This is a genomic window from Aureibacter tunicatorum, from assembly GCF_036492635.1.
Classification (GTDB): Bacteria; Bacteroidota; Bacteroidia; order Cytophagales; family Cyclobacteriaceae; genus Aureibacter; species Aureibacter tunicatorum.
On the sequence record NZ_AP025305.1, the window covers coordinates 285,176 to 304,257 of the forward strand.

Consider the following 19,082-nt stretch of genomic DNA (forward strand, 5'->3'; position numbering starts at 1 on the left):
TTCTTAAGGGTGGCAGATTTGAGCGCTTAGAGTAAAAGAGGTCTATGCAACGCTCATTTTCATACTAACCTAGAGAAAGCTTGATTGTTGCTATTCGTAAGATATATATGGCTCTAATTGGAGGCTTATTGAAGGGATTTTGGCTTTTAGAATTTGAAAATTTAGAATGGAGTCTTCTTTTTTAGCTGCGAAAATAGCTTTAGTCTGTTCGTAATTGAGGTAGGGATGCTGTATCAATTGTTTGAATGTAGCATTCTGGATATTTATTTTTTTTGGTGTAAAATCTGAAGAAATAGATGCGTGTTTTATAAGGAGATCTATTTCATCATTATTGATGCCGTATATTTCTTTAATCTGAGCTTTGTCGACGATTCCTCCTAATTTATTTCTAAAGCTGATCATTCGGTCAAAGATATAGGGTCTAATGCTCTTGAAGTCTTCTTTGTCTGCGTCGGTGATCTTATTGATATTGAATTTTCTTAGCTTTTTGGCAATCGCTTGACTTTTTATAGGACCAATTTTTTTAGAATAATTAGACTTCTTGGGCTGAGAAATATTTTCTGGAAGATTTATAGAATCGTATAAAGTTAAAATCAATGTGGAATCAATATTATAAATTTTGAACAGGTCTTTTTTTATTTTGAAAACGCCGCCTTTTGATCTGTATTTTATAATGTTTTTCGATGTCCATTTATTAAAGCCTAGAGAGACTAGGTCTTCTTCCGAAGCTGTGTTGGGGTTGAATTTAAAAATGTTGAATGATTTCTCTGTGAAATCTTTTTGCGGAACTGCTGAGGAGAGGCTATCAAGTAGCTTAGCTTGTACTTCTGTCACTGGAGATATATCAGCTTGCCATATCTTATAAAATGATTTGCCTGTGATAAGCAATATAAGCAGAAAGGATAATACGCTAATGGATCTAATTTGGCTGGCTGTTAAGTCAAACTCTTTTTCCAGATAATTTTTTATTTTTTTGAGCGACATATATTTATTGATAAATGAAGACAACAGCCTGAATAATTAGATCAGACTGTTGTTGAATACTTGCGATTTCCATTTATCAAAAAGCGATCTATAAAGCTTTGTAAATAGATCTTTTTACATATTTTTTTTGATGAAATCTTGATATCCTGAAGCCATTAGCCTTTGAACGTATTTGCCTATGATATCAAATTCCAGATTGATGTTGTCTCCAGCCTTCAAAGTTTTGAAGTTGGTATGCTCATGTGTATAAGGAATTATAGTTACTCTGAAGCTTCCATTTTCACAATCAAAGCAAGTCAGACTTACTCCATTTATTGTAATTGAGCCTTTTTCAACAAGCACATTATGGTGAAGGTCGAAATCATATTCGAAATCGTAAAGCCAGCTGCCTTCAAGCTCCTGTACTTTTGTGCATGTCCCAACTTGATCTACATGGCCTTGAACTACGTGACCGTCAAATCTACCGCTGGAAGCCATTGCTCGTTCCAAATTGATGATATCTCCTACTTGGAGATCGCCCAAATTGGTCTTTTTAAGCGTTTCATCCACAGCTGTTACCGACGAGATATTGCCTTGTATTTCTGTTACTGTCAGGCAAACGCCATTGTGCGCTAAGCTTTGGTCTATCTTTAGTTCTGGTCCTAATTCAGATTCGATTTTGAAGATGACATTAGAGCCTTCTTTTATAATATCTCGGATGATTCCGGTTTTTTCAATTATACCTGTAAACATGTGATTAAGCCTTAATATAAACGATTTAAGAATGCTAAGTTAATTTCAAATTACGTAGGGACAAACTTTTAGGTTCCTCGACTTGAATATTACTATTAATATTGTGTTATCGAGGCCTTTTTCGAGTAGGCTGCTTGATAAGCATTTCCAAGCTTGTTTGAACGATTTCTCCCATGTTTGAGCATTTCAGAAATGATTTGTCCTGATAGATTTCATGCAATTCTTTTTTGAGATTGTCGATATTCTCTTCTTTAGCGATTTCATCCTTTCCCATGGCGGATAGCAGTCTCTTCATTCTTACTTTGGAGGCTTGATACCTTCTGGACAGGCGAGCTCTTTCTTCTTTCTGATATTGCAACTCAAGCTCTGGAGTGATATGCTTAAGGCCGAGTTTGATAATGGGATTATTCTCTTTGAAATATTGCGGCAAATAAATGACTCTTCTTCCTTCATAGCTTTGTTGATCGAAATCTATTGGCCTTATGCGATAATGTATCTCGTCAAAATCTGGAATGATCTCAATGACAAAATTGCATGAATGCATATCTCCGAGTAGCCTTACAAAGCATCTTTCGTTGAATTTTACAAATTCTTTGGCAAGCCGGATTTCATTTGTAGTTCGACTTTTAATGAACTTTTTGATAAACTGATCGCCGGGAATTCCTTGAATATGCTCTTCAACTAATGTATGCTTGTTGACAAGGAAGTTGATTGTATTAGGAGAAAGCAGGTGCTCCAGCTCCAATCCATATACCCTTGAGGCGTCTATTTTTTTGATATAGAAATAATCGAACAAGTCATTGATCTTGTTGACAATACGAATTCTGAAAGGTTTGGTATTGCCATAGATGCACAAGTCTATTCTTTCTATATATAAATGCTCAATTACTGAAAGGTCTCCGCCGGATTTAAGGTATGCGTATATTTCTTTTAAGGAATGATGGATGTACTCCATTTCCAATGGAGAGTAATAGACCGTCTCCCAAAGCGTGTCTTCGTCATTTTTATCATGCAAAGGAATGGCATTGTCAAACCTTAGCAGATCATCGTATTCAATGGGAAGGTTTTCAGACCGGCTGTACCTTGTCAAGTATTTATTGAGTGACGAACTGATTGGGTATTGGAGTTTCTTTTTGCTAATGATAGCCATCCTGCGTGTGATTAGTGAATGATCATTTTTTCCTCAACCACTAAACGAAGGGTAATAGTTTAATATTTTGTGATTTTAAAATGAAAAAGGAAGCCTTGATGGACTTCCTTTTACTGTAGTGTAATATGTACAGAGTAGTTATACGAAAATATATTTTTTTTCAGACAAGATTTTGTCAGCGAGTTGTCTCCTTGCTTCTTTAAGGTTGTATGCCTTGATTTTTGAGAATCTCTTCATGCCAATAAGAAGCATTCTTTGTTCATCGCCTTCAGATATCGCAAAAATAGCTTCTTTGGCGGCTTTAGTGATATCTTCTACTGCTTTGTGAAGATATATTTTAGAAGCTAATAATCTTGAATCAAAATCTTTGCCAAGAGATTTTGATTTTTGCGTTCTTAGGATAGAGGATTCAGATACATATATTTGGATGAGCATATCCGCAATATTCATTAAGATTTCCTGCTCGCTTTTTAGTTGTTCTTTATATTTTTTAAATGCAGCTCCGGCGATAAGCAAGCATAGTTTTTTGAGATTTTTGACAATATTTATTTCTTCACTCATGAATTCAGAAGAGTTGCTTTCAACCATGTCGGGAATAGAGAGTAGTTCTTTGGCAACTTCCGAAGCAGGGCCGATAAGGTTGATCTTTCCTTTGATATTTTTTCTGATAAGCATATCGACTGTAAGAAGTCGGTTGATCTCATTGGTGCCTTCAAAGATCCTATTGATGCGCGAATCCCTGTAGGCTCTTTCTACGGGTGTTTCTTGAGAATAGCCCATTCCGCCATACGTTTGGACAGCTTCATCCACTACATAGTCCAAAGTCTCGGAACCATGTACTTTCATCATTGCGCATTCAATGGCAAATTCCTCTACGGATTTTAGTTTCGCTTCGGAAGGATCCATTCCTTGTTCAATCATTTTATAATAAGCATCGTCTATATTTTGACCGGCTCTGTAACATGCTGCTTCCGAGGAATAGACTCTACTGGCCATTTCAGCGATTTTATGCTTGATAGCTCCAAATTCGCTTATAGATTGGCCAAATTGCTTTCTTTCAGTCGCGTAGGTTGATGAGTTGACGATTGCGTCTTTGGCTGCTCCTAGTGTTGCCGCTGAAAGTTTTATTCTTCCGATATTAAGAATGTTCAAGGCGATTCTAAATCCTTTTTCTCTTTCATAAAGCAGATTTTCTATTGGAACTTTGACGTTGTTGAAGAACACTTGTCTTGTGGAGGAGCCTTTTATTCCCATTTTCTTTTCTTCCGCATTCATTGTGATACCTTCCCAAGATCTTTCCAAGATGAAAGCGGTTAAATTTCTGTCATTATCTATCTTGGCGAAGACAATAAGAATATCTGCAAAACCACCATTGGTGATCCACATTTTTTGGCCATTGAGTATATAATGCTTGCCATCTTCGCTGAGCGTTGCTTTGGATTTAGCCGCATTGGCATCAGAACCAGAGCCTGGCTCTGTCAAGCAATAGCAAGCTTTGAATTCCCCTGTGGCTAACTTTGGTATATATTTTTTCTTTTGCTCTTCGTTTCCATAATATAATATTGGCAAAGTCCCAATACCAGTATGAGCTGAAAGAGCTACAGCAAATGAAAAGCCTGAACCCACTTTTTCTCCAACTAACATGGATGAGTTGAAGTCCATGCCAAAGCCGCCGTATTCTTCTGGAACTGAAGTAGCCAATAAGCCGAGCTCTCCCGCTTTGTCAAGCAATGAAGGCATGATTTCTGGATGTTGCATGGAGTCAATTTCAGCGATTTTTGGAATAACTTCCATGTCGACGAAGTCCTTGCATGTTTGAGCAATCATTTTTTGTTCTTCAGTCCATTCTTCGGGAATGAACACTTTTTCAGGGGCGGTGGATTTGACAATGAATTCTCCTCCAACTATGTTCTTCTGTTCTTCAGGCATATTAAATTATTATCGTTTAGAAAAAATGGGAATGGAGTTGCTGATAATTTGATTTGACCTTATCAGTAAGATTTAAACTTCCAGTTTTATGCCAGTTTATAAGGCTTGTGGATAAGGTTTTTGAGGAGTGTCGATAAATGTTGATATTTTTCCACATATCCACATTCAAAATGTGGATAATTAGTTTTTTATTATTAAGTTTGTATAAGTAATGTGATGAAAGTTAAACTATCAACACTATTTTAGGATTTATCTACATGTTGAGAGTAACTTTATCCACTTATCAACATTATTGATGTGGAAAAGTAAAGAAATAGATGCCTATGAGAGTGTTTCAGAAAGAAATAGTATTAACTTCAAAATCCAGAGGTTTTCATTTAGTGACAAATGAGGTTCTTCATCAACTAAGTGAGCTTTCGGAATTCAAGGCGGGAACTTTGCAATTGTTTATAAAACATACATCAGCAAGTTTAGCTCTGAATGAGAATGCGGATCCTACGGTCAGATCAGATATGGAAAAGTATTTTGACAAGTACGTGCCGGAGAACGAGTCATATTACGAACACACTTTGGAAGGAAGTGATGATATGCCTGCTCATATCAAATCAGTATTGACAGATTCAAGTTTGATGTTGCCTATTAGCGATGGACATTTGAATGTAGGCACTTGGCAAGGGATATACCTTTGCGAGCATCGTAATCACGGAGGTGCAAGATCTTTGGTGGCTACGGTCATGGGAATTTGAGTTCTTTTATTTTGTATAATTAATTATATCCTTTGGGTTTTAGAGGAAACAGTCGATGACTAAGGCCATTATTATATTTTAAGGGAATAATGTGGATAAAACTTTAGTCAAGAGAATAACGAGGCGAGCCGAGTTATTCTCTTTTTAATTTGAACAACACTTAATAACGATACACCTATTTACAATTCTCCTTGGGCCAATAATTTATTTTATTGGTCTTTTTTTTATTCATAAAAAATGATGAGTTTTATCACTGAATATATCATTTTGCAATTATGACAGGAGACAATCTAAGTGAAAAACAACAATTTCAAATCGAGTCCATCAAGAGTTTGGTTAAGGACAAATTTTTAGGCGAAGGTTCCGGGCATGATTGGTGGCATATACATAGGGTTTATAGTTTGGCAAAGAGCATTGCAGATATTGAAGGGGGAGATATCTTTGTCATTGAACTGGCTGCCTTGCTTCATGATATAGCTGACCATAAGTTTCATGATGGAGACGATAAGGTTGGGCCTAGAGTAGCGGGAGAAATTTTGCTTGAAGCAGGTGTTGATAAGCTAATTGTCGAGAAGGTCAAACGAATAGTGGAGGAAGTGTCATACAAGGGAGCTGGAGTGGATACAACCCCATCGACTTTGGAAGGCAAAATCGTGCAGGATGCTGATAGATTGGATGCTATTGGGGCGATAGGGATCGCAAGAACATTTGCTTATGGCGGGGCGAAATCGAGGGCAATGCATGATCCTGAAGTCAAGCCGGTTCTTCATAGCAGCTTTGAAGAGTATAAAAAGAACGAAGGGCCAACAATCAATCATTTTTATGAGAAGCTTTTATTGTTGAAAGAACTGATGCACACTTCTACGGCTTTGAGAATAGCTGAGGAAAGGCATGGATTTATGCTTGAGTTTTTAGAACGATTTTTAAGAGAGTGGGAAGGCAAGCAATAGCAAGCGTTTATTTATCACTTCACTATACAACAGCAAAAGCTGAATTTGCGTAATTTCAATAGAAAAAGTCGGAACTCTATTTCAAAATAATGTTGTCCGCATTTTTACATCATATTATTATACATTTTTATGAAATCGACTCACAAGAAGAAAAGCGTCCCTAAAATAATAAAATTGGATCCATGGCTAGCGCCGTTTGAAGAAGATATCAGAGGAAGAATAAGTCGATATAAAAAGACTTTGAAAAGGATAGAGAACGACCATGGCAGTCTATCGGAATATGCGTCGTCTTATGATACCCTTGGTATTCATTATGATAAAAAAAAGAAAGGTTGGTGGTATAGAGAATGGGCTCCAAAGGCTGCTTTGCTGTCTGTGATTGGTGATTTTAATCAATGGGATAGAAGATCTCATTTGATGAAGTTGAATCCAGCCAATGGGTTGTGGGAAGTATTCATTTCTGAAAGCGAATTGAAGGAAGGTGATCAGTTCAAAGTTCATATAATAGGTGACAATGGCGGACATGATAGAATCCCCGCGTATATCAGAGAGGTAAAGCAAGATAAAAATACTCACGAATATAGAGCTGTTGCTGTCAAAGGCTCTAAATTTGAATGGGAGGATGATGATTTTTCCAAAAAACTTAAAAAGATAGTCAAGGCTCCTTTGATTTATGAGGCTCATATAGGCATGGCTCAAGAGAAGGAAGGCTATGGCACATATAAAGAGTTTGAGGAGCTGGTTTTGCCTAGAATTAAAAAGCTAGGTTATAATGTAATTCAATTGATGGCTATTAAAGAGCATCCGTATTATGGATCCTTTGGCTATCATGTTTCCAATTTCTTTGCTCCTTGCCATCATTTTGGCTCAGCGGAAGACTTGAGATCATTGATTAACAAGGCGCATGAGTTAGGCATTGCGGTGATTATGGATTTGGTTCATTCTCACTCTGTCAAAAATTTCGCCGAAGGCCTGAATGAGTTTGATGGTTCGGAAGATCAGTATTTTCATGCAGGGGGAAGGGGCTATCATAATCAATGGGACTCCAAGTTATTCAATTATGGCAAGGATGAAGTGTTGCAGTTTTTGCTTTCGAATGTTAAGTATTGGATTGATGAATTCCACTTTGACGGCTATCGTTTTGACGGTATCACATCCATGATGTATTTCCATCACGGAGATTTTATGACATTTGATCATTACGACACGTATTTTAATGATGTCGAATGGGATGCATTGCTTTATTTGCAATTGGCAAATAAATTGGTTCATGAATTGAAAACCAATGGCCTAACCATTGCGGAAGACATGAGTGGTATGCCGGGCTTGGGCTTGCCGCAAAAAGACGGAGGGATTGGCTTTGACTACAGGCTAGCTATGGGAGTTCCTGATTTTTGGATAAAATTGCTTAAGGAGCAAAAAGATGAGCAATGGAATATGCATGAGATATGGCATGTTTTGAATAATAGAAGAGCCAATGAGCCGGTGATCGCTTATGCTGAATCTCACGATCAAGCGATCGTTGGTGATAAGACGATCGCTTTCCGCTTGATGGATAAGGAGATGTATTGGCACATGAATGCTGATGATCCTAATTTTGTGATTGATCGCGGTATTGCTTTGCATAAGATGTTGCGAATGCTGACTTTGTCATTGGGAGGCGAAGGTTATTTGAATTTCATAGGCAATGAGTTTGGCCATCCTGAGTGGATAGACTTCCCTAGAGAAGGCAATCATTGGAGCTTTAAATACGCTCAGAGAAAATGGTCTCTGGTCGATAATGAAAATTTGAAATACCAATTTTTGAGCAAGTTCGACAAGGACATGATTCATTTGGCTAAAAAGCATAAAGTTTTAGAAAGCAATGAAATCGTAGAATTGAATATTGATAATCAAAATAAGGTGATTGCTTTCATGAGAGGAGATTTAGTGTTTGTATTCAACTTTCACCCAGTGAAGTCGATTCCTGATTATGAATTTTACTGTCCAGTGGAGGGTGACTATAAGATTATTCTTAACTCTGATGATAAAAAGTATGGAGGGCATAATAGAGTAGATGATACTTTGATTCATTCGGTGATTGATAAAAGAATGAAGGTTTATTCAACCAATAGAACTTGTTTGGTGTTGAAAAAAATTTGATTGAAACTAAGTATTCCAGAATTAAAAATTAACAAAATGAATCTGATCAGAGTATTTCTGTTTTCTATTTTTGCGATATTCCTTTCAACTTTTGAGGTCAAAGCTCAAGAGGCTAATTTGGGAAAAAATGATTTCTTAAGTATTGTTAGAAGTAATATTGATTCAGCTTCTTGCCAGAGTCCGGATGTGTATCGATGCATAGGAATAGAGACAAAGGAAAGTTGTTTGGAAACGGTTCATCAAGTATTGGATGAATGTTCACGTGTTGTGCCGGCAAGCGTCAACCTTCGTTTTAAAGCAATGGTTCTGGAAGATCTTTATGTTTGCATGCTTCAGAGTTTCAGTGATAAGCTGGGAGTGACAATCGATGAAATAGAGAAATGCAGTTTTGGAGACAGTCTTAATGAAAGCGTCAAAAATGAATGATCAGTTGTGAAATTAGAGCTCGCAAAATAAATGCGAGCTTTATTAAATATTTTTTTGCTAAAATTTTGTTTATGCGAATATTAATTACAATATTCGCTTATCAGTTGATTATCCTTATCGATAGTTGATTTATAAAGAAGAGTGAAGAGACAGGCTCGATGAAACTCTAGCAACCTAATCACCACAGGTTAAGGTGCTAAATCCTGATCCAATAAATTTTTGGAGAATATAAATTAAAAAATTTATGAAAAATTCAGTAAAACGCACATCAGAATCATTCTTCATCATAGCTAATTGCTATAAGCAATATATGTGTTGTATGTGCATGCCTGCTATGGGTTGACCTGACCCGTATTAATTAATCCTTTTATTATTTATTGGCCAAAAGGCCTTCGACATCCTTATCGATTATGATTTGGTAAGGGATCATTTTATTCTAAAAAAGTAAACTCAATATAATTATGGCAACCGATTTAAAATTCGAAACACTACAATTACACGCAGGGCATGATGTTGATGAGACAGGTTCTAGAGCTGTTCCTATTTACCAAACTTCTTCATATGTATTCAAAGACGCTCAGCATGGAGCTAATCTATTCGCATTGAAAGAGTTTGGGAATATCTACACAAGATTGATGAACCCTACGACTGATGTGTTTGAAAAGCGTATTGCTGCCTTGGAAGGCGGAGTAGCTGCTCTTGCGGTTGCTTCAGGTCAAGCTGCTCAGTTTATCGCTTTGAATAATATTGTAAGCGCTGGCGAAAATATAGTGTCGAGCAGCAACCTTTATGGAGGAACATATAATCAATTCAAAGTCGCTTTCAAAAGGTTGGGCATAGATGTGAAGTTCACTGAGGATAATGAGCCTGAGACTTTTGAAAAACTTATTGATGAAAATACAAAAGCGATTTATCTAGAGACTATAGGAAATCCGGCATTTAATGTTGTTGATTTTGAAGCTATAGCTGAAGTCGCTAAGAAGCATGATATTCCATTTGTAGTGGACAATACCTTTGGTGCTGGAGGTTATTTATTCAGGCCATTGGAGTATGGAGCTAATATAGTGACAGCATCTGCGACTAAATGGATCGGAGGGCATGGAACAAGCATCGGAGGTGTGATTATCGATGGAGGAAACTATAATTGGGGCAATGGAAAGTATCCACAGTTCTCGGAGCCTTCAGAAGGTTACCATGGCTTGAATTTCTGGGAAACATTCGGTTCTGATAGTCCGTTTGGAAATATTGCTTTTATAATCAGGGCTAGAGTGGAAGGCTTGAGAGATTTGGGGCCTGCTTTGAGTCCATTTAATTCGTTTCAATTGATTCAAGGTCTTGAAACGTTGTCTTTGAGAATGGATAGAATTTGCGAAAATGCTATCGAGCTTGCTAAATGGTTGGAGAAGCATGAGGCTGTTGATAGTGTTAACTATCCTGGATTAGAATCCAGCGCAACTCATGAAAATGCTAAGAAGTATTTGAAGAGAGGTTTTGGAGGAGTGTTCACTTTCAAGATTAAAGGAGGCAAGGAAATAGCGGAGCAATTCGTTAATAACTTGAAGATTGTGAGTCATTTGGCTAATGTGGGAGATGCAAAGAGTTTGATAATCCATCCTGCGTCCACAACACACCAACAGTTGAGCGATCAAGAGCAATTGGCTGCGGGTGTTGAGCCTACTACTTTGAGAGTGTCGGTTGGCATTGAGCATATCGATGACTTGAAGGCGGATTTTCAGCAGTCTTTCAACGCTGTGAGGCTTGAAAATGTTAATGGAGAGTTAGTATAAAATAAAAATAATAAGCAAGGCCTTCTCAGTAAGGTCTTGCTTTGAATTCACCTTAAAATAAATGTATATGTTGTCGCATCAAGTATTTAAGTACGATCAACCTTATGAAGTTGAGTCTGGAGATATTTTGCCCTGTTTCGATTTATTTTACGTTACAATGGGGAAGCTCAATCCAGAGAAAGATAATGTCATATGGGTTTGTCATGCATTTACAGGGAGCGGCGATTTTACTGATTGGTGGCCTGGCTTGTTTGGTAAAGGAAAGTTGTTCGACCCGGATAAGCATTTTGTAATTTGCGCGAATATGCTTGGAGGTTGTTATGGGTCCACAGGTCCTTTGAGCAACAATCCGAAGACAGGGGAACCTTATTATCATGATTTTCCTCAATTGACCAATCGAGATATAGTTGGCGCGTTTGAGATATTGAGAAATCATTTTGGTTTTGAGAAAATTCATACATTGATAGGTTGTTCAATGGGAGGACAACAAGCATTGGAATGGGCTATTTCCAAACCAAATATTTTTGAAAGATTAATATCTATTGGATCAAATGCTAAGCAATCTCCATGGGGAGTTGCATTTAACGAATCGCAACGCATGGCTATAAGGCAAGATCAAACTTGGCCTGAAAGAAGTCCTGAAGCCGGTGTTGAAGGAATGAAGACGGCGAGAGCTATCGCTTTGATTTCATATAGAAACTATAATACTTATAATATATCTCAATCTGAAGATACAGATGAGAAAATCGATAATTTTAAAGCTTCTTCATATCAAAATTACCAAGGAGAAAAGTTAGCCAGGAGATTTAACGCTTACACTTATTGGCTGTTAAGCAAAGCAATGGATTCCCATAATGTTGGCAGAGATCGAGGAGGCGTAGAACATGTGTTGAATGATCTTACTTCTGAAGCCTTGTTCATTGGCGTAAGCTCCGATACCTTATTTCCTACCCTTGAGCAAAAACATATGGCTGAACATGCTCTTTTTGGTTCGTATTCGGAAATTCATTCGGATTATGGACATGATGGATTTTTATTGGAAGCAGATCAACTGACTGAAAAGGTGAACAACTTCTATAAAAAAGTAGAGCAGAAAAGGCGCTTTCATTTAAAAGCGGCTGAGGTGCAAATCTAATTTTGTGAAAATAATAATATATTTCATTAATATTGAAGTATAATTTAATTTGACTCAACTTTGTGAGCTTATTGTTGTTCTCTATTCATACTTAAAATGAAAAGAGAATGATAAGAAGGGTACGAACGTTGAGTTTTTTGTTTTTTAGTGTAATAATATTCACTTTTTCTTGCGAAAGCGATCCACGAGACGACTTGAGCTTTTTGATGAAAGAAAATGTCGATGGAATTTGGAAAGTCTCTGAAATTAACGCTGATGTATTCGAAGGGGATGAAAAAGTGGCTATAGAGTCAATCAAGGGTGCTGAAGACTTTTTAAAAGGGTTGATAAATCAGAAAGTGGAGTTTGAGAGTCCGGATATTTTTAGAATCGGGAATATCTCTGGAGTCTGGAGACTTAACGCTTTAAATAAGAAACTCATTTTCACGCCTTATTCATTTTATATTCATCCAGATCAAAGAGATTTATTAGAAGGCCTCATTAATAATGGCGAAGAGGTTAATTTTAGTGTGCTTGATTACGGATCTTCATTTATTAAAATGGAAACTGAAATTCCATATTCAGCTTACTCTTCAAATTCAAGCTTGAAACTTTTTGTCAAATTAAATAAAGATTGATGAAATAAGGGTGCTGTTAAATTTTTCTAGCTTTTTTCTTTAAAAATATTCACTTTAAAAACACTCAAATTATTACAAGCTGTATTTTAATCTGCCGTCTTATAATTTATCTATATATGTCAATATATTGTGTGCATAGTTAAATATTATAACCCTTTTTTGATAGTTATCTTTTTCTAATGTTGAAATACAAGATAAATATTACATATTGAATAGGCTGTTTTTTATTTAAATGCATTATAATGTTCTTATTATCACAAGTAAAGTATTAAAATTTGATTTTTTTTACCTATAATTGTAATGTTATGTTATCGTAATACAAATTATACCTTTTACTCCAACAGATACCTTTTTTAAGTTTTTTGAGTTAACCCCAAATGCTTGATTGAGTTATGCATGAATTAGAAACAGGCTTTGTAAGTTTACAAACGCAAAATGACGCACACTTTTTTATCTTAAGATTTGAAAAGGAATTTGTTTCGTCAGACCTAAATATCCCAGGTGAATGTTCAGTCATCAATGAGATATTGTGGGTGAAGTCCGGAAGCGGACAGATAGTCATAGACGATGAAGAGTATGAAATCTCTGAAAATTCTTTTTATCTTATTACTAAAGGCCAACGAAGACGTTTTACACGAGACACTAATGTGGACGGGTATTATGTGGCTTTTAGGGATTCTTTCATTGAAAATCAGAATGCAAAATTCAATCTTTTCAATCACTTGAGAATCAATACAAGGATAGAATACAAGTCAAATTACAATGTAGTCCTTGATGAGTTTTTTGATAAGCTGCATCAAGAGAGTTTAAATAGCCAAGAAGGTGAGTTCGGAAGCTTGGATATTGTTAAAAACATCCTTAGAGTTGTTTTGATCAATATTGAAAGATTCAAGCAACAGCACTTTTCGACATCTTTTGATGATCTTGATGTCAATGATGGGTATTTGATTTTTAATAATTTTATTAAGTTGCTAGAGAAGAAATACAGAATTTTTCATAGCGTAAGCGAGTATTGCCATGAGCTTGGCATCTCTCAACTTAATTTAGGTAAAATTTCTCAAGTGTATTTGGATAAGACTCCAAGGGAGATTATCGAGATGCGTATTGTGACTGAAGCAGTCAGGATGATGAAGCATGATGGGAAGTCTACTAAGGACATAAGCCAAGATCTAGGATTTGACAATTTGACATTCTTCAATAAGACATTCAAGAAGATTATGGGTATGCATCCGAACAAGTATATCGAATTGTTTATTGACTAGATATGAGAAAAAATTACATTGGTTAAAATTGATAAAGGAGAGCTGTTCACGGCTTTCCTTTTTTTATAGTATGGTTTGTGAAAGAGGATTTTGAGTAAGGTTTATATAGTTTTATAAAATGATTTTTTAAATTTTTTAGCTATGGTAATTAAAAATGGCGTTAAAATTAGTTTTGTCCTGAAAGAGACGATGAAACCTTTGGTTTATTTGATTAGCATATCATTATTTGCCTGGATTGTCTATACGACAACAGAGTTCAAGCATGATTTATTTTCTTTTGCGATTTTGGGTGTTTTGGGAACAGCTCTTTCCATATTTTTGGGGTTTCGTATAAACGAAGCTTATGAGAGGTGGTGGGAAGCTCGAAAACTTTGGGGAGCGTTAGTGAATTATAGCAGATCTTTCGCCAGGCAAATCAATACGCTTGTCACGAGAGAAAACTTAAATGCTTCAGAAGATTTAAAAAGCTTCAGGGAAGAGATGATTTTAAGGCATGTGGCTTATATAAATGCATTGAGATTACACTTGAGAAATCAAGAAGATTTTGATTTGTTAGGGAAGTATGTGGATGAGGAGGAAATTGAATATTTAAAGGAAAAGAAGAATGTGCCTGCTTTCATCGCTCATATCCAGAGTGAGAGGTTGAGGTCGTCATTTAAAAGCAGCCTTTCGGATAATATATTGCTTTATGAGGTGGATAAGAACCTTATTGAACTATATAATATTCAAGGAGGTTGCGAACGTATTAAAAACACTGTTTTTCCAGAGCATATTTCTCATTTTGCTACAACAATGGCTTGGATTTTTTCATCTCTGGTGCCGTTTGCAATTATTGAGGTAGAGCGTTTTGATTGGTTTGAGATAATGACAGGAACATTTATAGGATTGACATTGATTATTACTGATAGGCTGGGGATGGAATTAAAAAACCCATTTGAAAATGCGGCTAATGATATTCCAATGACTGCACTATGCAGGACAATCGAAATAGATTTATTGCAAATGCTTGGAGAGACTGATTTGCCGGAAAAAGTTAAGTCAAATGAAGGGGTGTTGCTTTAATGCAACCCCTTCGATGATTTTTTTATGACAAGCACATTTTTTTTAAAAGCTCATGATGGTTTGGATATTCAGATGCAAGTTCGGAAGCTTTGAATAACTCGAAATCTTCGAAATCGAACCCTGGAGCTACCATGCAACCAACTAGGCCGTATCCAAATTCACCTTCACGGCATTCGGATCCAAAGATTGCCCCAGCAGGAACGATGACTTGCATTTTTTGTCCATTTTCTATGTCAGGACCTAATATTTCTGTTTTTGCTTCCCCATTTTCAAGAATGTGTATTGTTAATGAATCTCCATAATGGTGATACCAGATTTCGTCTGACTTCAGTCGATGCAAGTGGGATTTTTCGTTTTTTTCTAGAAGAAAGTAAATTGAAGTTGCCAGTTTTCTGTCTCCACTGAAGTTTTGGTTAGTAGAATTTTTGTCAAGAATAATGCTTGAAGCATATGTTTCCTTGTAATGGCCTCCTTCAGGGTGCGATGATAAATTGAGGCTGTTGATCCAATAGTTTGCTGAGAATTGCTTCATGATTTTAATAGGAGTCTGATTATTAGAGTTTTAATTTGAATTTTAAAAAAGCAATTTAATGCTTTCTGTTTTTTATTAAAATAATATTCTGTAACTTTGCGAGCTGAAATTTAGTTTGTTACCCGAGGGACGGGATCCCTCACCAAAACAATTAATACAATGGCAGTAAAAATTAGATTAGCGCGTCGTGGACGCAAAAGAAGACCTATCTACGACGTAGTGGTTGCTGACTCAAGATCGCCACGTGATGGTAAATTCATTGAGAAAATTGGTTCGTACAATCCAAACACTAACCCAGCTACAGTTCTTATCAACGAAGAAAAAGCTGTGCAGTGGGTATTGAATGGTGCTACGCCAACTGATACTGCAAGAACTTTGTTGTCATACAGAGGTGTAATGTACAAGAAGCATTTGCAAGTAGGTGTTGCTAAGGGTGCTATCACTCAAGAGCAAGCTGATGCTAAATATGCTGAATGGAAAGCTCAGAAAGACGCTAAGATCGAAGGTAAAGTTAGCTCATTGACTCAAACAGCGGATGCTGCGAAGAAAGCTAAGCTTGACGCTGAAGCAAAAGTTAATGCTGAAAGAGCAGAGTCTTTGAAAAAGAGAGACGAAGAGGCGGCAGCGGCTGCGGCTCCAGCAGAAGAGGCAGGCGAAGCTGAATCAGAAGCAGAAGAAACGCAAGAATAGTAAATTATAGAAAGTCATGCGCATAGAAGATTGTTATCATCTAGGAACGATAGTCAAGAAGCATGGCTTAAGAGGAGAGGTTTTAGTCACTTTTGACGTTGACGAACCGGGAATGTACGAAGAGGTTGAAGCAATATTCTTAAAAGAGGGCGAGAGTTTATTGCCTTACTTTGTCGAAGACGTGCACTTTAGCAACCAACGCGTAATTGTCAAATTTGAAGGAGTTGACACCCCAGAGCAAGCTGATGAGTTCAAAGGCATGGAAATGTACTTGCCATTGGAAGTGTTGCCGGACTTAGGCGAAGGCAAATATTACTACCATGAACTTATTGGGATGCAAGTGATTGACAAGGAAGCTGGAGATATAGGCAAAGTGCTTAATGTGCTTGACCTTACAAGTCAAATGCTTTTGCAGGTTGATCATAAAGAAAAAGAGGTGCTTATTCCGTTGAGTGATGACATCGTGGTCTCGGTGGACAAGAAACTTCAGAAGATAGACGTAGATCTTCCTGATGGTTTGCTTGACCTGTATCTTGAAGATTAGTTGAAATGATGAGGATTGATATTATTACCGTATTGCCTGAGTTGTTGGAAAGTCCCTTGGGACATTCAATTATGCAAAGAGCTCAGGATAAAGGTTTGGTGGAGATAGGAATTCATAATCTGAGAGATTATAGCGTCAAAAAGCATAAGAATGTTGATGATTATGCGTACGGTCCGGGCGCAGGCATGGTGCTTCAAATCGAGCCGATTGTTCGATGCATAGAAGCGCTGGAGACTGAAAGGAAGTATGACGAGATCATCTATATGAGTCCTGATGGCGAGAGGTTTCAACAAGCTATGGCTAACGAGCTGGCTTTGAAAGGCAATTTGCTGATTCTCTGTGGGCATTATAAAGGTGTCGATGAAAGAGTCAGGGAGCATTTTGTAACAAAGGAAATTAGCTTGGGAGATTATGTGCTTTCGGGAGGCGAACTTGGAGCTGCTGTTGTCACAGACGCAGTGGTAAGATTGCTTCCAGGAGTATTGTCGGATGAAACTTCAGCATTGACAGATTCATTTCAAGATGGATTGGTTGCTCCTCCGGTTTATAGTAGACCGTCTGAGTTTAGAGGGATGAAAGTTCCTGATATATTATTGTCAGGGCATGAAGCGAAGATTGAAAAGTGGAGATTTGAACAATCTCTGGAGAGAACTAAACTAAGACGTCCGGAATTACTCAAGAGTAACAAAAGATAGTCTCTTGAGTTTTAGCAAATAGAACTTTTAATTAATAATATTTGGTTACCGAAAGGTTGGCCTTAACTCTTAAAGCAATGAGCGATTTAATTAAATTAATCGAAGAAGAATATAAAGAAAAAAGAGCTGCCCTTCCTGAATTTAAAGCAGGAGATACTGTAAACGTATACTGCAAAATTAAAGAAGGTGAAAAAGAAAGAATTCAGCAGTATCAAGGAACAGTTATCCAAATCAAAAATGTTGGATCAAATGGTGAAACATTCACTGTTCGTAAGATTTCTAATGGTATAGGTGTGGAAAGAATTTTCCCTATGCTTTCTCCTAACATCGATAAGATCGAAGTGATTAGAAGAGGTGCGGTGAGAAGAGCTCGTCTATACTACTTAAGAGGTAGATACGGAAAATCTGCGAGAATCAAGGAGAAAAGATAATAATTTCTTCGTTCAAAGAAACAGTTGTGAAAAGAGGCGCTTCATTCGAAGGCCTCTTTTTTTGTTTAGTCAATGACTTTAAGTTCTTTGCCTACTTCGATGAAAGCGTTGATTGCTTTGTCAAGGTGCTCTTGTGTGTGCACTGCAGAAATTTGAACTCTAATACGAGCTTGTCCTTGAGGCACAACTGGGTAGTAGAATCCAATAACATAAATACCTCTATCAAGCATTTTAGAAGCGAACGCTTGAGCTAGTTTCGCATCATAAAGCATCACCGGGCATATTGGGTGAGTTCCAGGCTTGATGTCGAATCCTGCTTCAGTCATTTTTTCTCTGAAGTATTTAGTATTCTCCATCAATTGGTCTCTTAAGTCTGATGTTGATGATATAAGATCAATCACATCGATAGAGGCGGCTGTGATAGATGGCGAAAGCGTGTTGGAAAACAAATAAGGTCTCGACTTTTGTCTTAGCATGTCGATGATCTCTTTTTTTCCAGATGTGAATCCACCAGAAGCTCCGCCTAAAGCTTTTCCTAATGTGCTGGTAATGATATCAACTCTGTCGATAACATCGCATAGCTCATGAACACCACGACCATTTGCTCCCATGAATCCTGACGAATGGCTTTCGTCAATCATGACAAGTGCTTTGTACTTGTCAGCTAGATCGCAGATTTTGTCTAATTGCGCGATTGTGCCGTCCATCGAGAATACAGAGTCAGTAACGATCAGTCTATGTTCAGCATCTTGAGAAGCAATTAATTGAGCCTCTAGATCCTCCATGTCATTATGCTTGTATCTGTATCTTTGAGCTTTGCAAAGCCTCACGCCGTCGATTATGGAAGCGTGGTTTAGTTGGTCGGATATGATTGCTCCACCAGCATTCAATAAAGGTTCGAAAACACCTCCGTTGGCGTCAAAACAAGCTACGTAAAGAATAGTATCCTCTGTGCCTAGAAATTCGGAAATCTTTTTTTCAAGTTTTTTATGTATATCTTGAGTTCCGCAGATAAATCTTACAGATGACATCCCGTATCCATGCTCGTCAAGCGCTTTTTTCGCTGATTCGATAACTTTTGGATGAGATGAAAGTCCTAAATAGTTGTTGGCGCAGAAATTAATAACTTCGCTGCCATCTTCAAGCTTGATATCGGCTCCTTGAGGGCCTACGATGATTCTTTCTTCTTTATAAAGACCAGCGTCTTTTATTTCTTGAAGTTGTTTTTCTAATACGGGTTTTAGTGTATCGTACATTGGAACCTTATA

Annotated in this window: 19 protein-coding genes and 1 riboswitch; of the genes, 13 read left to right on the forward strand and 6 right to left on the reverse strand. The window is 37.1% G+C overall.

Annotated features, from left to right (window positions below):
* Positions 1 to 90 precede the first annotated feature (90 nt).
* From AABK36_RS01065 to AABK36_RS01080, 4 genes are all read right to left on the reverse strand, one after another.
* A complete protein-coding gene (locus AABK36_RS01065; protein WP_309937166.1) occupies positions 91 to 984 on the reverse strand; it encodes a helix-hairpin-helix domain-containing protein in 894 nt (297 codons plus the stop codon).
* Between the two features lie 114 nt (positions 985 to 1,098).
* Positions 1,099 to 1,716, reverse strand: coding sequence for a riboflavin synthase (locus tag AABK36_RS01070; protein ID WP_309937168.1), 618 nt, complete (start codon positions 1,714 to 1,716; stop codon positions 1,099 to 1,101).
* Between the two features lie 106 nt (positions 1,717 to 1,822).
* Positions 1,823 to 2,866, reverse strand: coding sequence for a hypothetical protein (locus AABK36_RS01075; protein ID WP_309937169.1), 1,044 nt, complete (start codon positions 2,864 to 2,866; stop codon positions 1,823 to 1,825).
* Positions 2,867 to 3,004: 138 nt separating this feature from the next.
* A complete protein-coding gene (locus AABK36_RS01080; RefSeq protein WP_309937171.1) occupies positions 3,005 to 4,795 on the reverse strand; it encodes an acyl-CoA dehydrogenase family protein in 1,791 nt (596 codons plus the stop codon).
* Between the two features lie 323 nt (positions 4,796 to 5,118).
* Between AABK36_RS01080 and AABK36_RS01085 the strand changes: the two genes are divergently transcribed.
* The 9 genes from AABK36_RS01085 to AABK36_RS01125 all read left to right on the forward strand — a co-directional run bounded on the left by AABK36_RS01085 (position 5,119) and on the right by AABK36_RS01125 (position 14,922).
* Positions 5,119 to 5,541, forward strand: a complete 423-nt coding sequence (locus AABK36_RS01085; protein WP_309937172.1) for a secondary thiamine-phosphate synthase enzyme YjbQ — start codon at positions 5,119 to 5,121, stop codon at positions 5,539 to 5,541.
* A 275-nt stretch (positions 5,542 to 5,816) separates the two neighbouring features.
* Positions 5,817 to 6,491: an HD domain-containing protein gene (locus AABK36_RS01090; RefSeq protein ID WP_309937174.1), complete on the forward strand. Its 675-nt coding sequence runs from the start codon at positions 5,817 to 5,819 to the stop codon at positions 6,489 to 6,491.
* A gap of 129 nt (positions 6,492 to 6,620) precedes the next feature.
* On the forward strand, positions 6,621 to 8,633 hold the full coding sequence (locus AABK36_RS01095; protein ID WP_309937175.1) for an alpha amylase C-terminal domain-containing protein: 2,013 nt from the start codon (positions 6,621 to 6,623) through the stop codon (positions 8,631 to 8,633).
* Positions 8,634 to 8,669: 36 nt separating this feature from the next.
* The gene (locus AABK36_RS01100; RefSeq protein ID WP_309937176.1) at positions 8,670 to 9,059 is read left to right on the forward strand and encodes a hypothetical protein; all 390 of its coding nucleotides are present in this window, start codon (positions 8,670 to 8,672) and stop codon (positions 9,057 to 9,059) included.
* Between the two features lie 126 nt (positions 9,060 to 9,185).
* Positions 9,186 to 9,294, forward strand: a riboswitch (SAM riboswitch).
* Positions 9,295 to 9,520: 226 nt separating this feature from the next.
* Positions 9,521 to 10,846 carry an O-acetylhomoserine aminocarboxypropyltransferase/cysteine synthase family protein gene (locus tag AABK36_RS01105; protein WP_309937177.1) on the forward strand — a complete coding sequence of 442 codons (1,326 nt, stop codon included), beginning with the start codon at positions 9,521 to 9,523 and terminating at the stop codon, positions 10,844 to 10,846.
* 67 nt (positions 10,847 to 10,913) lie between these two features.
* Positions 10,914 to 11,981, forward strand: coding sequence for a homoserine O-acetyltransferase family protein (locus tag AABK36_RS01110; protein WP_309937178.1), 1,068 nt, complete (start codon positions 10,914 to 10,916; stop codon positions 11,979 to 11,981).
* A gap of 107 nt (positions 11,982 to 12,088) precedes the next feature.
* On the forward strand, positions 12,089 to 12,598 hold the full coding sequence (locus AABK36_RS01115; RefSeq protein ID WP_309937179.1) for a hypothetical protein: 510 nt from the start codon (positions 12,089 to 12,091) through the stop codon (positions 12,596 to 12,598).
* A gap of 392 nt (positions 12,599 to 12,990) precedes the next feature.
* Positions 12,991 to 13,860 (forward strand): helix-turn-helix domain-containing protein, encoded by an 870-nt coding sequence (locus tag AABK36_RS01120; protein WP_309937180.1) that lies wholly within the window; start codon positions 12,991 to 12,993, stop codon positions 13,858 to 13,860.
* Between the two features lie 141 nt (positions 13,861 to 14,001).
* Positions 14,002 to 14,922, forward strand: coding sequence for a bestrophin family protein (locus tag AABK36_RS01125; RefSeq protein WP_309937181.1), 921 nt, complete (start codon positions 14,002 to 14,004; stop codon positions 14,920 to 14,922).
* A 22-nt stretch (positions 14,923 to 14,944) separates the two neighbouring features.
* Here AABK36_RS01125 and AABK36_RS01130 read toward each other — a convergent pair whose 3' ends face one another.
* Positions 14,945 to 15,454: a cupin domain-containing protein gene (locus AABK36_RS01130; protein WP_309937182.1), complete on the reverse strand. Its 510-nt coding sequence runs from the start codon at positions 15,452 to 15,454 to the stop codon at positions 14,945 to 14,947.
* Positions 15,455 to 15,613: 159 nt separating this feature from the next.
* Between AABK36_RS01130 and AABK36_RS01135 the strand changes: the two genes are divergently transcribed.
* The 4 genes from AABK36_RS01135 (at position 15,614) to rplS (ending at position 17,814) form a co-directional block, all read left to right on the forward strand.
* Positions 15,614 to 16,144, forward strand: a complete 531-nt coding sequence (locus tag AABK36_RS01135; protein ID WP_309937183.1) for a 30S ribosomal protein S16 — start codon at positions 15,614 to 15,616, stop codon at positions 16,142 to 16,144.
* Positions 16,145 to 16,160: 16 nt separating this feature from the next.
* The gene (rimM, locus tag AABK36_RS01140) at positions 16,161 to 16,688 is read left to right on the forward strand and encodes a ribosome maturation factor RimM (protein WP_309937184.1); all 528 of its coding nucleotides are present in this window, start codon (positions 16,161 to 16,163) and stop codon (positions 16,686 to 16,688) included.
* An 8-nt stretch (positions 16,689 to 16,696) separates the two neighbouring features.
* The gene (trmD, locus tag AABK36_RS01145) at positions 16,697 to 17,383 is read left to right on the forward strand and encodes a tRNA (guanosine(37)-N1)-methyltransferase TrmD (RefSeq protein WP_309937931.1); all 687 of its coding nucleotides are present in this window, start codon (positions 16,697 to 16,699) and stop codon (positions 17,381 to 17,383) included.
* 77 nt (positions 17,384 to 17,460) lie between these two features.
* Positions 17,461 to 17,814, forward strand: a complete 354-nt coding sequence (rplS, locus tag AABK36_RS01150; protein WP_309937185.1) for a 50S ribosomal protein L19 — start codon at positions 17,461 to 17,463, stop codon at positions 17,812 to 17,814.
* Between the two features lie 65 nt (positions 17,815 to 17,879).
* Here rplS and kbl read toward each other — a convergent pair whose 3' ends face one another.
* Positions 17,880 to 19,070: a glycine C-acetyltransferase gene (kbl, locus tag AABK36_RS01155; protein ID WP_309937186.1), complete on the reverse strand. Its 1,191-nt coding sequence runs from the start codon at positions 19,068 to 19,070 to the stop codon at positions 17,880 to 17,882.
* Positions 19,071 to 19,082 lie beyond the last annotated feature (12 nt).

Excerpts from the sequence above, each read along its gene's own strand:
- AABK36_RS01065 (WP_309937166.1), bottom strand. The coding sequence starts at position 984 with ATGTCGCTCAAAAAAATAAAAAATTATCTGGAAAAAGAGTTTGACTTA.
- AABK36_RS01070 (WP_309937168.1), bottom strand. The coding sequence starts at position 1,716 with ATGTTTACAGGTATAATTGAAAAAACCGGAATCATCCGAGATATTATA.
- AABK36_RS01075 (WP_309937169.1), bottom strand. The coding sequence starts at position 2,866 with ATGGCTATCATTAGCAAAAAGAAACTCCAATACCCAATCAGTTCGTCA.
- AABK36_RS01080 (WP_309937171.1), bottom strand. The coding sequence starts at position 4,795 with ATGCCTGAAGAACAGAAGAACATAGTTGGAGGAGAATTCATTGTCAAA.
- AABK36_RS01085 (WP_309937172.1), top strand. The coding sequence starts at position 5,119 with ATGAGAGTGTTTCAGAAAGAAATAGTATTAACTTCAAAATCCAGAGGT.
- AABK36_RS01090 (WP_309937174.1), top strand. The coding sequence starts at position 5,817 with ATGACAGGAGACAATCTAAGTGAAAAACAACAATTTCAAATCGAGTCC.
- AABK36_RS01095 (WP_309937175.1), top strand. The coding sequence starts at position 6,621 with ATGAAATCGACTCACAAGAAGAAAAGCGTCCCTAAAATAATAAAATTG.
- AABK36_RS01100 (WP_309937176.1), top strand. The coding sequence starts at position 8,670 with ATGAATCTGATCAGAGTATTTCTGTTTTCTATTTTTGCGATATTCCTT.
- AABK36_RS01105 (WP_309937177.1), top strand. The coding sequence starts at position 9,521 with ATGGCAACCGATTTAAAATTCGAAACACTACAATTACACGCAGGGCAT.
- AABK36_RS01110 (WP_309937178.1), top strand. The coding sequence starts at position 10,914 with ATGTTGTCGCATCAAGTATTTAAGTACGATCAACCTTATGAAGTTGAG.
- AABK36_RS01115 (WP_309937179.1), top strand. The coding sequence starts at position 12,089 with ATGATAAGAAGGGTACGAACGTTGAGTTTTTTGTTTTTTAGTGTAATA.
- AABK36_RS01120 (WP_309937180.1), top strand. The coding sequence starts at position 12,991 with ATGCATGAATTAGAAACAGGCTTTGTAAGTTTACAAACGCAAAATGAC.
- AABK36_RS01125 (WP_309937181.1), top strand. The coding sequence starts at position 14,002 with ATGGTAATTAAAAATGGCGTTAAAATTAGTTTTGTCCTGAAAGAGACG.
- AABK36_RS01130 (WP_309937182.1), bottom strand. The coding sequence starts at position 15,454 with ATGAAGCAATTCTCAGCAAACTATTGGATCAACAGCCTCAATTTATCA.
- AABK36_RS01135 (WP_309937183.1), top strand. The coding sequence starts at position 15,614 with ATGGCAGTAAAAATTAGATTAGCGCGTCGTGGACGCAAAAGAAGACCT.
- rimM (WP_309937184.1), top strand. The coding sequence starts at position 16,161 with ATGCGCATAGAAGATTGTTATCATCTAGGAACGATAGTCAAGAAGCAT.
- trmD (WP_309937931.1), top strand. The coding sequence starts at position 16,697 with ATGAGGATTGATATTATTACCGTATTGCCTGAGTTGTTGGAAAGTCCC.
- rplS (WP_309937185.1), top strand. The coding sequence starts at position 17,461 with ATGAGCGATTTAATTAAATTAATCGAAGAAGAATATAAAGAAAAAAGA.
- kbl (WP_309937186.1), bottom strand. The coding sequence starts at position 19,070 with ATGTACGATACACTAAAACCCGTATTAGAAAAACAACTTCAAGAAATA.